At 46.3% G+C, this 15,037-nt stretch carries 11 protein-coding genes and 1 pseudogene; 9 read left to right on the top strand and 3 right to left on the bottom strand.

Translation table 11 applies throughout. The features are described from left to right. The coding region (locus QVO66_RS07680) for a tetratricopeptide repeat protein (protein WP_288172731.1) at window positions 1–941 on the bottom strand (941 nt) is incomplete at its 3' end. A gap of 294 nt (window positions 942–1,235) precedes the next feature. Here QVO66_RS07680 and QVO66_RS07675 point away from each other — a divergent pair. From QVO66_RS07675 to QVO66_RS07665, 3 genes are all read left to right on the top strand, one after another. Continuing rightward, complete coding sequence (locus QVO66_RS07675) at window positions 1,236–1,787, top strand: hypothetical protein (protein ID WP_021854875.1); 552 nt, start codon at window positions 1,236–1,238, stop codon at window positions 1,785–1,787. A gap of 1,113 nt (window positions 1,788–2,900) precedes the next feature. Beyond that, window positions 2,901–3,728, top strand: a complete 828-nt coding sequence (locus QVO66_RS07670) for a hypothetical protein (RefSeq protein WP_021854874.1) — start codon at window positions 2,901–2,903, stop codon at window positions 3,726–3,728. 57 nt (window positions 3,729–3,785) lie between these two features. Beyond that, complete coding sequence (locus QVO66_RS07665; protein WP_021854873.1) at window positions 3,786–4,775, top strand: GNAT family N-acetyltransferase; 990 nt, start codon at window positions 3,786–3,788, stop codon at window positions 4,773–4,775. 212 nt (window positions 4,776–4,987) lie between these two features. Here the strand turns inward: QVO66_RS07665 and QVO66_RS07660 are convergent, their stop codons facing one another. Continuing rightward, on the bottom strand, window positions 4,988–6,082 hold the full coding sequence (locus tag QVO66_RS07660; RefSeq protein WP_021854872.1) for a winged helix-turn-helix domain-containing protein: 1,095 nt from the start codon (window positions 6,080–6,082) through the stop codon (window positions 4,988–4,990). A 224-nt stretch (window positions 6,083–6,306) separates the two neighbouring features. On the opposite strand from QVO66_RS07660, the gene QVO66_RS07655 reads away from it, so the two are divergent. The 5 genes and pseudogenes from QVO66_RS07655 to QVO66_RS07635 all read left to right on the top strand — a co-directional run bounded on the left by QVO66_RS07655 (window position 6,307) and on the right by QVO66_RS07635 (window position 12,699). Then, on the top strand, window positions 6,307–7,149 hold the full coding sequence (locus tag QVO66_RS07655) for a GLPGLI family protein (protein ID WP_021854871.1): 843 nt from the start codon (window positions 6,307–6,309) through the stop codon (window positions 7,147–7,149). A gap of 49 nt (window positions 7,150–7,198) precedes the next feature. Continuing rightward, window positions 7,199–9,712, top strand: a complete 2,514-nt coding sequence (locus QVO66_RS07650; protein WP_288172730.1) for a carboxypeptidase-like regulatory domain-containing protein — start codon at window positions 7,199–7,201, stop codon at window positions 9,710–9,712. A gap of 216 nt (window positions 9,713–9,928) precedes the next feature. Next, window positions 9,929–10,386 (top strand): annotated as a pseudogene (locus QVO66_RS07645) (hemolysin); the annotation flags it as partial. A 474-nt stretch (window positions 10,387–10,860) separates the two neighbouring features. Next, a complete protein-coding gene (locus QVO66_RS07640; protein ID WP_021854868.1) occupies window positions 10,861–11,814 on the top strand; it encodes a hypothetical protein in 954 nt (317 codons plus the stop codon). A gap of 117 nt (window positions 11,815–11,931) precedes the next feature. Further along, window positions 11,932–12,699: a hypothetical protein gene (locus QVO66_RS07635; protein WP_021854867.1), complete on the top strand. Its 768-nt coding sequence runs from the start codon at window positions 11,932–11,934 to the stop codon at window positions 12,697–12,699. Between the two features lie 291 nt (window positions 12,700–12,990). On the opposite strand, the gene dgt is transcribed toward QVO66_RS07635, so the two are convergent. After that, entirely contained in the window at window positions 12,991–14,331 is a 1,341-nt protein-coding gene (gene dgt, locus QVO66_RS07630; RefSeq protein WP_053398436.1) for a dGTP triphosphohydrolase, read from the bottom strand. Window positions 14,332–14,574: 243 nt separating this feature from the next. On the opposite strand from dgt, the gene dut reads away from it, so the two are divergent. Continuing rightward, on the top strand, window positions 14,575–15,012 hold the full coding sequence (gene dut / locus QVO66_RS07625; protein WP_021854865.1) for a dUTP diphosphatase: 438 nt from the start codon (window positions 14,575–14,577) through the stop codon (window positions 15,010–15,012). The last annotated feature ends 25 nt before the right edge of the window (window positions 15,013–15,037 follow it).

Genomic DNA, 15,037 nt, shown 5'->3' with positions numbered 1-15,037 from the left:
TGAAATATGTTGGCCTCTTCCGGGCTGTTTTCTTTTTCCGCTTTTTCCGCCATAAACTGGTAGATTTCTGCCTTTTCCTCGAAGTTCGCGCCTTCTAAAGCCTTGGCTAAAAGTGTGTCACATACTTCTGTCTTTCCTCTAGCATAGCAAACCTTTGCCAGATTGATGCGGGTGGTGGGCACATCAAGCAGATTGAATGCCTCTCTAAACATCGGTTCCGCTTTTTCGTAAAGTCCTTTCTCGTACCAAATTAGTCCAATGTTATTCAAAAACATTGACGACATTTCCTTGTCGTTGATTTTTTCAAGCAACGGGATTATTCTTGACATATACGATTCGGCACTGTCTTTTTTGTTCATGAAATAATAGCATGAAGCGGTTTTGTCTAAAGATACGCACATCCATATGGTGTTATTGCGCTTTTCTGCATTTTCAAGTGCTTTTAGTGAATATCTTAATGCTGTTTTATAGTTTCCGGATTCTAAATTTACGTGTGAGAGGTTGATATAAATATACTGTCTAAGGCTTGGGTCGGACGAGAGCTTTTCTTCGCTTTCAGCTTTTTTCAATAGAATCACGCCGTTCTCAAAGTCTCCTCTGTCTAACATACACATCCCTTTATAGTAATACGAGCGGGCTAAATCGGTATGATTTTTTGTCTTTTCAAAATATTTTATACTGAAATCTATTAACGAATCGTTAGAAAGTACTTTCCCTAATGTGTTATATGCCTTTGTTAACAGCAGGCAATATTTGGCTCTGGCATCAGCGCCTGTTAGACTTCTTCCGTTTATTCTTTCCAATAACAGGATTGCCTTGTCTGTATTTCCTGCTTGTAAAAGCGAATCGGCATTTGACAATATCTTTTCTGCCTTATTGTTGTTGTCTGTGCAACTAATCATAAGGGGCAAAAGTATCAGTATAAATATAAGTTTCTTCATCTGTCTGTTTCTGTTTTTCTAGCATTGCAAAGATAAATAAAATATGGTTATTTCATTTTATTATTGCTTGTGTTTGTTGTTTTGCTGTGGCTTCTAACGTTACATTTTATGCTTTGTCTGAATTTTTTAGAGTTGGTGTAATGTCTTGAAAATCAGTAGTTTCTGATATATCAAGCACCCGAAAAACATGTAACGCATGATATGAAGATTAAATGGAAAATTTAAACGTGCTGTGTGCACTTTGATTATATTTGCGTTGACGAATCTAAATTTTAAACTTAAATTATTTTTATTATGAAACAAAAGATTTTTATTTTGGTGCTGTCAATTATTTTTGCGCCGGCAGTATGGGCACAGGATGTAAAAGCTGAAATGCAAAATGTAAAGGATAACAGTAATAATAGCTTTATTGACAGAATGATGCTTAACCTTGACTTTGGCACGGCATTATACAAGCAGAAGGAAAGACAAGTTATGTCGTTTGGGGCTGATTTGGGATTTAAAATAACCAAAAAGTTTTATATGTTTGCAACGGCGGAAAGAATGCTCGCTCTATACGACAATCCGGAAAACTCATATCTGAGCACAACAAATTTAGGTGGCGGCTTAGGATATACTCTTGGACGCGTAGGATATATTGATATTGACCTTTACGGAAAGGTTGGCGCCTCTGTGGGGCATACAGACTGGAAAAACGTAACTTATGATGCACGGCTTATGTTCAGGATAAAAAGATGCAAGCTGATTAACGTTAATGTCAGTATAGGCTATCGCCACATCAACTCGCGCACGGTAGGCATCGACAATTATAACGGCGTGTTCGGGACGATAGGTTTTGGCTTCTGATATGGATAGAGGCGTTGGGATTTACCGTGGACGGTTATAACGTTCAGGCGGCTTTGCGCATTAGCAGGTGCAAGGCCGCATCTGTGTTGATGTCCGTGGCCTAAGCCCTTGTCGCACTTTATGTTTTTATAGAAAAGCATGGCATACGCATTATGCTCAAATTATTCATTTCCGCTTTTACCCCCAGTCGGTTATTATGATTCGGTCTGTATTTTTGCTTTATGTTGAGCGGCTTTTTGTTGGATTTTTGCAGGCATAGCGGACTATGTCAAGAAAAAGCGAACAAAAGCAGCCAATAGAAACAAAAAGGCGGGCAGAAAGCATGAATACACAAAATTGATAAAGCTATGTGCGGTCTAATGATCGATTGGGGTTTAATTTTTAGCGATGTAAGATTGTCGGTGCAGGTAAAAACTTATGACAAAATATTTTTTTAATCTAGAAAATGAATGTATAACGGATGTTAAATTTATGGCATAGAGCAAATATGTGCGTTAACTTTTGTTTGTAATTAGACGGCTAGAATAGCCTGAAAAGTCTGATTTTTGTGTCTAAAAGCAGTGTTTTTATGTTGTAGATGCACTGCTTTTGAGTCGTAAACGGCCCACTTTTGCACCGTAAATGGCAGAGTAATATTTTTTAACTCTCCGCCTTTTCTCTTTTAAATGATGTAAGCTTCTGTGTATCAGTGTATTATCGTGAAAGCGTAATTTTTGCCGTTTTCTGCGCCAAATCACGTGTCAGCGCAGAGCATCGCTGTTCTGAGAGCGTCAACTGTAATGCGTTCTGTAGTTTTTCTTTACAAAATGCAGCCATTCTTTGTGGCTGTTCTGATGCGCTTTAGTGGGTTGCGTTGCCATGCATAGTTGCGCTTGCGTGTGCTCTTGTCTGCTTCCGCCACATTATTTAATAGGCATGTGCGCCTGTTGTGAGGGTGGGGCGCACGGTCTTTTGTGTCATATATATTACATTGTTTGGCATGTCTGTTTTTGTTTTTGTTTGATTTTTATACGTTTTTTGTTACAAAAGTGAGAAAAAACCAATATTTTTCCATAAAATAAGTATGTTTTTGAAAAACTTGAATTATTTTTGCATTGAGTTAGTATCGAAAGCATGAATAGTATCACAGAGAAAACGATTGACATCAGCGATATTCTTAGGGGTAAAATGGGCAGCAAGGCTAAGTTTGTGCCCTCGCCGCTGGTAAAATGGCTTAAGCATATCGTACATCAGGACGAAGTCAACAAATATCTTTGGGACAGCAGACATCTCACCGGAGTAGAATGGCTTGAGGACTGCATGCGTTATCTTGACATGACGCTCGAGATTGTTGGCAAGGAGAACTTGCCCGGCAAGGATGACGGAAAGCTTTACACCTTTGTGAGCAATCACCCTCTCGGTGGAGAAGACGGTGTTGCGCTGGGTGCCGTTATCGGCCGCCATTATGACGGACGTTTCCGCTATTTGGTAAACGACCTGCTGATGAACCTTCCGGGGCTTGCTCCGCTGTGCATACCTATAAACAAGACAGGCTCGCAGAGCCGCAGCTTCCCGGCTATGGTCGAGGCCGGCTTCAGGAGCGACAACCACATGCTGATGTTCCCGGCGGGCCTTTGCTCGCGCAGGATCAACGGAGAGATACGCGATTTGCCATGGAAGAAGACGTTCATAACGAAGAGTGTGGAGACCCACCGCGACGTGGTGCCCATACATTTCGGCGGGCGCAACTCTGACTTCTTCTACACTTTGGCCAACGTCTGCAAGGCCCTTGGCATAAAGTTCAACATAGCGATGTTGTTTCTGGTCGACGAGATGTATAAAAATGTGCACAAGTCGTTCCGCATAGCCATCGGAAAGCCTATTCCCTGGCAGACTTTCGACAAGTCCAGAACACCGGCGCAGTGGGCGCAGTATGTGCAGGACGAGGTCTACAAACTATAATGAAACAGGTTTAAAACAGAGATACTTCAACAAATAAACCTCTTAATTTTTTATAAGATGGAACAAGAGATTATCCAGCCGATTGACAAAGAACTGCTTAAAAGTGAGCTTACGCCTGAGCGTCAACTCAGAATGACTAACAAGAGTAACAATGAGATTTATGTTATAACGGCTCACAACTCGCCCAACGTTATGAAGGAAATAGGACGTCTGCGCGAGATTGCGTTCCGCGAGGCAGGCGGCGGCACAGGCAAGAGCATGGACATCGACGAGTTTGACACGATGGACAACTGCTACAAGCAGCTTATCGTGTGGAACCCCGAGGCTGAGGAGATTATCGGCGGATACCGCTATCTGCTTGGAACTGACGTTGAACTTGACGAAAACGGGCAGCCCATACTTGCTACGGGACACATGTTCCATTTCTCTGATAAGTTCATGAAGGACTATATGCCGCAGACCATTGAGCTGGGACGTTCGTTCGTATCTCTCGAATATCAGAGCTCTAAGATGGGGGCAAAGAGCCTCTTTGCGCTCGACAACCTGTGGGACGGACTGGGAGCGCTCACCGTGGTGATGCCCAACGTGAAGTATTTCTTCGGCAAAATGACCATGTATCCATCATACGTGCGCAAGGGACGCGACATGATCTTGTACTTCCTTAAGAAGCATTTCAACGATCCTGACAATCTCATCATACCGATGAAACCGCTGAAAATAGAGACCGACGAGAAGGAACTGGAGCAGCTGTTCTGTGAGGAATCGTTCAAGGATGACTACCGCATACTCAACCGCGAGGTGCGCAAGATGGGCTATAACATCCCGCCGCTGGTGAACGCATACATGGGTCTGAGTCCTACGATGAAGATGTTTGGCACGGCCATCAACTATGGTTTCGGCGATGTTGAGGAGACGGGCATACTTATTGCCGTCGACGAGATACTCGAGGAGAAGCGCATACGCCATATCGACTCGTTCATAAAGGAGCATCCTGAGGCTCTGAACATTACTTCGGGAGCCAACAAGATAATATATAAGGAGAAATAAAATCTGATATTATACATACACATTAAAATTCCTGTCGTGAGACTTTAGCCGTGTTTAGGCAGTCTGACGGCGGAATTTTTTTATGTCTTGTTTTATGTAGCCTGCATGCGTCGCTGTGCCTGTTGGCTGTTTTGTGTTTTGGGTTGTTGGGCGTATAGCTCTTTCTTTCGTGCCGGCTCGTTCTTGTAATAATGGCTTACGTCTTTGTCTTATTATTGGTTTTGCATGGTCTTCAGCACATATCCCTTTCTTATAATTGCCTCTATGCTTAGTGCGGCGTCGCTCTTCAGTGCCCTGCGCAGATATGTTATCTGCACGTTGAGCGCCATGGAGTTAGAGTAGGAGTCGTCGCCCCACACTTCTTTCAGCAGCACTTCGCGCCCCACGACCTTGTTCGGGCTGTCGGCAAGAATGCGCAGCAGTTCTGCCTGCCGGCTGGTGATAATCACCTTCTCGTTGCCGTGTCGAAGCTCGTTGAGCTCGTAGAAAAACAGCGTTGAGCCTATTTTTATTGCCGTGGCGTCGTCGGCAGCCTTGGCGGGCGGCTGCTTCATCTCGTAGATCATGTTCTTCATAAACTCGTGCCTTATGGCGTTTATGCGGCGCTGAATCATTATCGTCTTGATCTGATACATCATGCAGAAGCCCAGTATGACGAGCAATACGATGCTTGCGGCAAGCTGCCGGCTCATCAGCATGAGTATATGCGATGCCGGTACGTGGACGGTCATTTCAACGGCCTCCATTTCAAGCGGATTGGTCGAATATCTCACGTGCAGCGTCTTGCTTAGTCCGCCGCTCACGCTGAATGCCGGCTTTATCATGCACCGGTTTGTCTTGACAAACCTGAAGCTGTCTGTTTTTATGCCTTTGTCAGCATACAGCAGCGAGTCGAATATGTTGCGGTCGAACCGCTTTTCCTGAGAGGCCATGTATCTCGATGTAAGTTCCACACCTTCAGTCATGTCAATGTTCCTCACCTTCAGCTGCTTTTTTGTATCGGGCAGGGTGTATCTTATCGTAGATTTCACCTGTCTGTCTTTTTCTTTTGTATTCTTTGTGCTCTGGTCGATTTTCAGCACAATCTGCATTCTTACGTAGCTGCTGTCGTCTTTGCCGTCCTCTTGTTTGTCAATCCTTATGTTCTTTTCTTCTTCAAGCGCCTTGGTGCAAGCCTGCTTCAGCTCTTCGGCCTTAACCGTGCTGCTGTATTCGTATTGGTTGTAGAGCCAGTAAGCCTGCATGGCGAATATTGCAGTCATCGCCACGATGCTTATAGTCCAGACATGTTTTATCCTTCGGTTCATCTTGCGGTTATGTTTTGTTTACGGATTTGCCTTCGAGCCTTGCGCCATATTGCCGTCCGTGTCATGGCGTGGCAATGTGTATGCAAATATAGTAAATAAAGGTGAACTGCGTGGCTGCGATAATATTTTAGTAATATTCCCGGTAATACGCAAGTAATAGAAATGTGCCTTTTCATCGGTCTGCCTTCGCTAATTTTGCGGCATTAACCAAAACTTTTGTTACCATGAGACGAATTATATCCATATCTCTTCTCGCCGTCAGCGCAATGTTGGGCAGCGCACAGACTAACATCAATGTGTTTACGCCTGAAGACCTTCAGCCCGGAAAGCCGTGCGACACTCTGCGCTACGTTATAACTTATGACATGGCTTATGTTGAGGACACGCTGCAAGTGCCGATGAAGGCGGCTCACGAAACGATGCTGCTCGAAACGGGACGCAAGGTTACGGCTTTCTACAGCTACGACGCCTTCAGAAGCGACTCAATCAATGCCGAACTTCTAAGCCGTGGCGCCACGCAATACAGCGTTCTCGGCCGCATACCGTGGCGGTTGTATGCCAATTATCCCGAAACAGGGTGCTCGTCGTTCACCGAAAAGCTCGGTCTCGACCGCTTTGTCTGCGTTGAAAGCGTGGAAAAACCGCAGTGGCAGCTTTGCCCCGACAGCTCCGCCACCATTATTGGCTATCCTTGCCGGCTTGCCACAGCCAGCTATAAGGGCCGCCTGTGGAGCGCATGGTATGCCGAGGACATACCTCTCTACCATGGGCCGTGGAAACTCTGCGGACTGCCCGGACTCATATTGCGCGCTTACGACAGCCAACGCCATTATGTGTTTGAGGCTATAGGGATAAAGACTGCCGATGAGCCGCGCCCCATATACTATAAGGGTGAAGGCTATGAGAAGGTAAACCGTAAAGATTTGAACGGCCTTTATCGCCGTTATTATTCTGATCCTGTAGGATATATGACTGCCGGTGGCAAGGTGACGGTAAAGATGCAAGACCGTAGCGGCAAGTCAGTTGCTCCGCCAAAGGGCGTTCCGTATAATCCGATAGAGCGATAGTCTGGTAGCCAAAGGGCGTCTGCTGTCAGCCGTTGTAAAGCTGTTTGCTATGAAAGGAATAATCAGAATGTTTATTACATTGCTGTTGCTGCCGTTCAGTCTGTATGTTTCGGCACAGCAGTCGGTTACGGGTGTTGTTGCCGATTCAGCCACACAAGAGCCTCTGCCCGTGGCTGCGGTAACGCTGATGCGTGGCGGAAAGCCGGTGGCATTTACCAATGCAGACGACAAGGGAGCGTTCTCCATTGCCGTAAAAGCCGGCGACAGCCTTTCGGTGAGCTTTCTCGGTTACCGCAAACACACGGTAAGGGTGAGTCCGGGGCAGCATGTAAGCATACAGATGACGCCTGAAGCGTTTGAACTTAGAGAAGTTCAGGTGAAGAGCGGACGCATAGCCGGACTGAGAGACACCATAAGCTACGACCTGTCGAAGTTTGCCGACAAGCGCGACAACTCGCTGAAAGACGTGCTGAAGAAACTGCCCGGAGTGGATGTCGATAAAAACGGCAAAATAAGTTTCAACGGAAAGGACATCAGCCGTTTTACCGTTGAAGACTTAGACCTGACGGGCGGACGCTACGATAGACTGAACGAGACGCTGAAACCTGAAGATGTTGACCGCGCGGAGGTGATACAGCACGACCAGCCCGTGAAGGCTCTGCGCGACAAAGTGTTCACCGACGACGTGGCAATGAACATAAAGCTCAAGCCCGGAGCACGCGACAAATGGATGGCAACGCTACGGCCTGCCGCAGACGTGGCATTTCCGCTGAAGGGCACAGAGCCCATGGGCGGGGCCGATGTGCTGCAGATTGGGCGGAAACGGCAGAGCCTCTATGATGCCGAATACGACCGTTCGGGCCGCGACCTCAGCCGCAGCAACGACGTGCTTGCCGTTGGCGGCACCTCGGGATATGGCTCAGGGGCAGATGTTCCGCAGTGGTTGACTCAGCCGGAGCTTGCCGCACCCATTGACGACAACCGCCTGCGCTTCAACCGTTCATACAGTATGAACGTGAAGCACACGGCAAAGACGGCCAAGGGCAGCGACTGGCGCATCACGGCGGGATACGCACACAGCAACGAGGAGCAGACAACCTCAAACACATCGTCATACTATTTAGGCGGTTCCATCGTTGAAACTACCGATGAAACCGACTATTCTTGCATAAAACGCGATAATGTCTACGTGGATTTTACAAGTACGCTGAACAACGAAAAAGTCTACGGTAACGAGTATTTTCTGGCAGAAGCCACAAGGCGTGAGGGCGTTTCGCACATTGAAGGAACAGCACAAGGCATCATAGCGCAGACGGTGAAAACGCCCGAAATGCGCCTTTTGAACAATTTTTCGCGCCTTTTTACGCTCGGTGACAACACTCTTACGGTGCGCTCGACGGCCGATTTTCATTACGCTCCGTTCTCGTTGAACGTTGACGGCACTACGGAAGAACTGAAAAATCTGCTTTGGCATACCGACAACAGCGCTGAAACGGTTTTGCCCGGCAGATATTTCACGCAGAAATATAAGGTGGGTTTTGCCATGGAACATCTCAACCTGCGCGGACGAAACACCTCAGTGGAAGTTTACGCAATGCCCGGAGTCGAATACCGACGCGGCAGACTGAGATTCAATTTAAGCATGCCCGTAAGATGGCAACGGCTTACGGCGCAGAACAGAAACCAGCTTTATGTGTCGCCGTCGCTCTATCTCAGCCTCAAGACCGGCATGCGCAGCGAACTGACAGCATGGGGAGGATATGCGATGAAACCGGGAGAATGGAACAATTTTGTGCTCGATGAATACGCCTTCGACTACCGCACAACTTACGCAACGTGCGGCATTGTGCCTGTAGACCGCACCTTGAACGCATACATAACTTACGACTACAAGCGCCCCGTGAAAGAACTCTTCTGGTCGTTTACGGCTAGTTATAGCCATACACGCAGCAACCTGATGACCGACATGACCATAGCCGACGGCCGATACAGATATTATGTTGCCGAAAGAGACAACAGCCGGCAGTCTGCCTTCTTAAAAGCACAGGTGTCAAAGGGCTTTTTCAGTCTGCACCTAAAGACGCGCCTTGCCCTGCAGTATGTCTATTCGGAGGGCGGACAGTTGTCTATGTCGGCCGTTACAGGCTACAGGGCACACACCTTTACCATGTCGCCCGAAGTAACTTTCTCGCCGTCTTTCGGCACATTTTATTACGCGGGACAATTCACCGTGAACGGAATGAATACCGATGAAACCGCACAAAATATGCTGTTCTGCTGGCGCCAGAACTTTTCTTACACGCAGACTATAGGCAGCGTAGACATAACCTTATCGGCCGTTCACTACCGCAACGAACTGCAGTCGGCACAGACCGTCAACACACTGCTTGCCGATGCAGGCGTTGTGTGGCGCCTGAAGAAGGTAAGGCTGCAAGCCGAGCTGCGCAACATCTTTAACAGGCGCAACTATGCCGTTACGTATTACGGCAGTGCGTCGTCGTCGACCACATACTACAACCTGCGCCCTCGCGAGATAATATTGAGCGCGCAGATAAGTCTTTAGCCGCTTGGCTACATGGAGAGGCAACGCATACAGATATTTATATTAACTTAACATTTGTCTAATTTTTCGTCGGCTGTCTGCCGTATGTAGTGCAGCTTTTTCTCTGTCTTTATTATGCTATGTAACAACTTGATATTCAGTGTGTTGCAAAAGACCGTCTTTTGGCTTGCAAAACGTGGCCTTTTGTCTTGTAAAAGCATGCCTTTTGCAAGATGAAAGCATGCTTTTTGCAAGATGACTATGTAGCCATCGTATGTGTACGAGGAGAGCGACGTGATTCTTTATTTTCTCAAAAAGCATTTCAATGCCCCTGACGGCCTCATTATTCTGATGAAACCGCTGAAAATAGAGACTGACGAGAAGTAACAGGGCAATTTTTCTGAGAGAAATCATTCAAGGACGACTGCAGTATACTTAACCGGGAGCTGCGCAAGATTGTATATAACATCCCGCCGCAGGTGAATGCATACATGGGACTGAACCCTACGATGAAGTTGTTTGGTACGGCCATCAACTATGGCTTCGGTGATGTCGAGAAGACTGGCGTACTTATTGCGGTCGACGAAATTCTGAAGGTGAAGCGCATATGGCATATCGACTCGTTCGTAAGGGAAAATCCTGATGCACTCAATATAACTTCGGGCACTAACAACATTATTTATAAAGAGAAGTGAGAAGATTTTCACTGATAAGGCAAGTGACTTTACGGCTTGTGAAAAACAATTTCTTCATGACATTTCAAGCCGATGAGCCTATGTTGGTATTTGGTCGTTAGGCAGCCACTTATGTGGTTTTATGGTTTTGTTTCGGATTTTTCTTTATTTTATTTTTTCTTTGAGGGTGATTATCGTAATACAAACAAAAAGTATGTCTTTTTGTTAAACCGTATGATGCATATCCCTTATTGCTTATATGTTGGATGTTTGTATTCTTTGCATTGTCGTACTGTCTTTGTCTATTTGTTAAAATCTATTTCTTTTTGTCTGTTCTGTTGATTTTTGTTTGTAGCATTTAGTAATTTTTTGTATATTAGCAATCGGATTTCATAAAATTATTGGTATACCATGGACGCATTTTAAAATATATGTGTGAATTTATGTGTCTTGTTGTTTAAACGGAATATTATAAACCCTTAAATAATTTATATTATGAAAAAAAAGTTATTCGTATTTTCAAGTGTCATGACGATTATGGCACTGATTTCTTGCAGTACTGCATCTGTTGATATTTATGAGGAAAATGCAGATGATAGTGAAGTTTGTGTTGAGGAAAGTTATGCCAGATTGAATAATGATATTCTTGTGCTGAATTTGGAATTGTCCCAGCAAGAGACCAGAGGTTTTCTTGGTAGACTTTTTAAGAGCGTGCTTAATGTCTTTGTAGCAGATGTAGTTGGAGCGGTAAAAGGTGTTTTTACAGGCGATAATATATGGCAGTCGGCTCAAGGCTCTTCGTTCAGTTCTGCTAAAAAACAAGGTTTTATAACAGGTGTTTATGTTTTGAATGAAATTATTGGGAATGCTCCAAGGAGAGTAGCGATGTTGGGGGATACTCTTGCTACTTCATGTGTACAACCTAGAGAAGACGCTTTGAATAATCTTGTATTGGTACAAAATCCATTATTGGCGACGGCAAATGACAGTTTGGGATTTTATCATAATCTTATCATATATAACACGCTTGAAAAAAATAATAGTGTTAATTATTGGAAAAGTGTTTCTGACGAGGCGTGTGTCTTGAAGTTGAATGAAGAGATTATCAGTACAATTCCGGTAAGTTGTTATAGTGATGTCTCTATTAGTGACGAGACAATACAATTCTGTTCTTTTATAGGTGAGGAATCAGTAAAATGTGAGAATTACAAGGAACTTATTAATGTGGCAGAAGTAAAATATCCGGAACTTGAAGAGATTTTAAATGTCATATCTTTGTATTTTGAGGGGATGGAACTTGTTGAGACAGATGAAGAATGGGAACAGTATTGTAAGGATGTAATTGATCTGATCTCAAATTCCGGACTTTCGGAACGCGACAAAGAGTCTTTAAAGGCAGGAGTGACGGTAGGATATGCAAGTTCTAAACTATGGAAATGTGAGGAGTAGTTATGTTGTTGTATAACAAGTTAAAAACAATGTCATGGGATTTTGAATATGTAAATCTGCCCTTTTGGACAGAGGCATAGATGTAAGAGCATTTATAAATTTAAAAATTAGGTGTTTATGTTTTCAATGTCACAATATGCGTTCTCTTGTAGAAATATACGCGAGAGTGCAGATAAAGTCGTTTTAGTTTTGTTGCTTATGTTTGTGTCTGCGCCGCTGTGTTCGCAAATCATCGTGTCAGGCGACAGCGTGACGGGCAGTCCGTTGGGTAAAAGTTTTCTTGCCACGAGGACACCTCTTGGCAAGGAACACTCGGCGTTGAAAATAATCACCCGTGAGATATCTGTGCAGGAGCATGAGGGAGTAGAGGTTTACCGTGAGGAGAGGGAAGTTGAGTATACCGTAAAGGAGGTAAAGGGGAATTATAGTGTAAAGCGTAAGGTGACGAAGAAAGAAAAGACTTCAGATGTGAATGCTGCCGCGCTGGCGGATAAGTTCATAGACATGACATCCGAACCCCAAAACACTTTCCTGTCCACGCGTAAGGTAAAGGAAAGGAAGCTGTGGGGACAGATCAGGCCTGCCGCAGGTGTCGTGACGAGGAACGGAGGCATTACGAGTGTGCTTATAGACAAGATGGCGTCCATTAGGGACGAGTACACCGATGAAAGCGGAAAAGTCGTGATGGTAAAATTCATGGGCAATGTCACAGAGATGACCGAATGTACGGAGACGCTCAGGTACTCATCGCTGTCGGACAAGCTGTATATCGATGACCTTAAGGCGATAGATACGGTTCTTGGCAGCATATACACGGAGAAGGGCGGTAAACCGCTGAATATGAGAAACATCGAGCACATAGAGATAGTGGGTGTGGAATATTGACGGAGGGGTGCCTTGTTCCTCTTTTTATAAAGATATTCTTTTGTCCGCTGCGCATGTGCTGATGCTGCAGCAGGATTGTTGTCATTTTGTGGAAGCTATCCTTTCAGCGTGCGAAAGCTTATTTTTTACGCGCTGAAAGGTTTCCTTTTACACCTCAAGAGGGGCCTTTTGTAATGCGTTGAAGATAAGCCTGTTAAGTGGGTGAGGCGTCTGTGCGTGGAATTTCCTGTGGATGAGTGTAATAAGGATGTGTGTCTTTATTTTTTTACTTTCTTGTTTTTCCCGGGAAAATCAGACAATCGGCAGACTTATTCCGTTGATTTTCTGATAAATGTCGAGCGCATACACGTCGGTCATGCCGCTGATATAGTCGATAACAGCCATGATGCGCGTTTCGAGGTCGGGCGCGCTGATGTCATACTGGCTGCTCACGCGGCTGATAAGCTGGCGCGAGTAGAACCGCTGCGGATTGACTGCCGCCTCGGTCATGACCTCCATCAGGCTGTCCATAATCTTAAAACCGCTCAGTTCGACGTCAAGCACAGGCTTGCTCTTGTAGATTCGCTTTTTCGAAAGTTCTGTGCAGTTGCGGTAAGCCTTAACCAGTCTGTCGTCGATGCTGTCGATAAGACTGCCGCTGAACTCGCCCCTCATGATCTCGTCCTCGTGCCTCATGAACGCGTCAACGCATGCCCTTTCGAGCGCGTTGATAACGCATGCCCTCATGTATATCACCTTCTCGTTGTCGTCGGTTATTTCCTCGTCGTGAATCCTCTGCATGATGTGATTTTGCCCCATTTCATCGAAGAAATCCAGGAAAAGCCGCTTTGTTTCCTCGTACGTTACAATCTTCAGCTTGTGGGCATCCTCAATGTCCATAATCTCGTAGCAGATGTCGTCGGCAGCCTCTACAAGATACACCAGCGGATGGCGCGCATACTCGGCAGGACAGCCGTCGGCCGACTTGCGTATGATGCCGAGGTCGTCGGCAATGCGGCAGAATATGTCGGCTTCGGTGCTGAAAAAACCGAATTTACCGTGCCCCTTTTCCGCCAGAGCCGACGCAAAAGGATATTTCACGATAGACGCAAGCGTGGTGTAAGTCATCACGAATCCGCCGTCGCGGCGCCCTTTGAAGCGGTGAGCAAGCAGACGGAACGCGTTGGCGTTACCCTCAAAGTGAGTGATGTCGTTCCACAGTTCGGGGCTCAGCCTGTCTTTAAGATAAGCCCCCTTGCCCTCGGTGAAGAACGTCTGAATGGCCTTCTCGCCGGAGTGTCCGAACGGAGGGTTGCCCATGTCGTGCGCCAGACATGCCGTGCTTACTATGGTGCCGATCTGCGTGAACAGCGTGTCGGCCAGTTCGGGCCTTGTCTTCATAACGCAGTGGGCCACGTCGTTGCCGAGCGACATGCCCACGCTTGCCACCTCCAGGCTGTGAGTGAGGCGGTTATGTACGAAAATGCTGCCCGGCAGCGGGAACACCTGAGTCTTGTTCTGCATGCGGCGGAACGGCGCAGAGAATATCAGCCGGTCGTAGTCGCGCTTAAACTCAGAGCGGTCGTCGTGCCTTATGGCGTGGCGCGACTCCTGTCCGAGTCTTTTGTTCGATATAAGTTGTTTCCAGTTCATCATCTTTCTGCAAAATAAGGCCGTATGCACAATACGGCGGTTAGCTGCGCAAAAGTAATCTAAAAATGGCTAAATTCTTTCTTTTTAGCGCTAAAAATACAATTATGTAAATATAAATAACTATTTTTGCACACAAATTAAAATAACGTAACCGGCAGCATGCCAGCTGTGGGCTGGCTGATGTCGGCATGTGGCGTCAGGCCTAGGCGTGCGCCGTTAAAACCTAAAAAGCAGAATAAGACTATGATACCCGTAAAAGTAATCAACAAAGGGCACCAGCCGCTTCCGGCATACGCCACGGCACAGAGTGCAGGTATGGATCTCAGGGCAAACATCGACGCCCCGATAACGCTGCGCCCCATGGAGCGCAGGCTGATACCCACGGGCCTCTACATAGCCCTGCCCGAAGGCTACGAGGCACAGGTGCGCCCGCGCAGCGGACTGGCCTTGAAGCACGGCATAACGGTGCTTAACACGCCGGGAACGATAGACGCCGACTACAGGGGCGAGGTGATGGTGCTGCTGATAAACTTTTCAGACACCGACTTCGTGATCAACGACGGCGAACGCATAGCCCAGATGGTCATTGCTCGCCATGAGACGGCAGAGTTTGTCGAGGTTAGCGTGCTCGACGAGACAGAGCGCGGCGCAGGCGGCTACGGCCACACCGGAGTGAAGTAACAGCAAGGTTCGCATTTCAACAATT

The sequence above is a fragment of the Prevotella sp. CAG:255 genome, from assembly GCF_000431195.1.
Taxonomy (GTDB): Bacteria; Bacteroidota; Bacteroidia; order Bacteroidales; family Bacteroidaceae; genus Prevotella; species Prevotella rara.
This window is presented reverse-complemented; position numbering and strand designations above follow the sequence as displayed.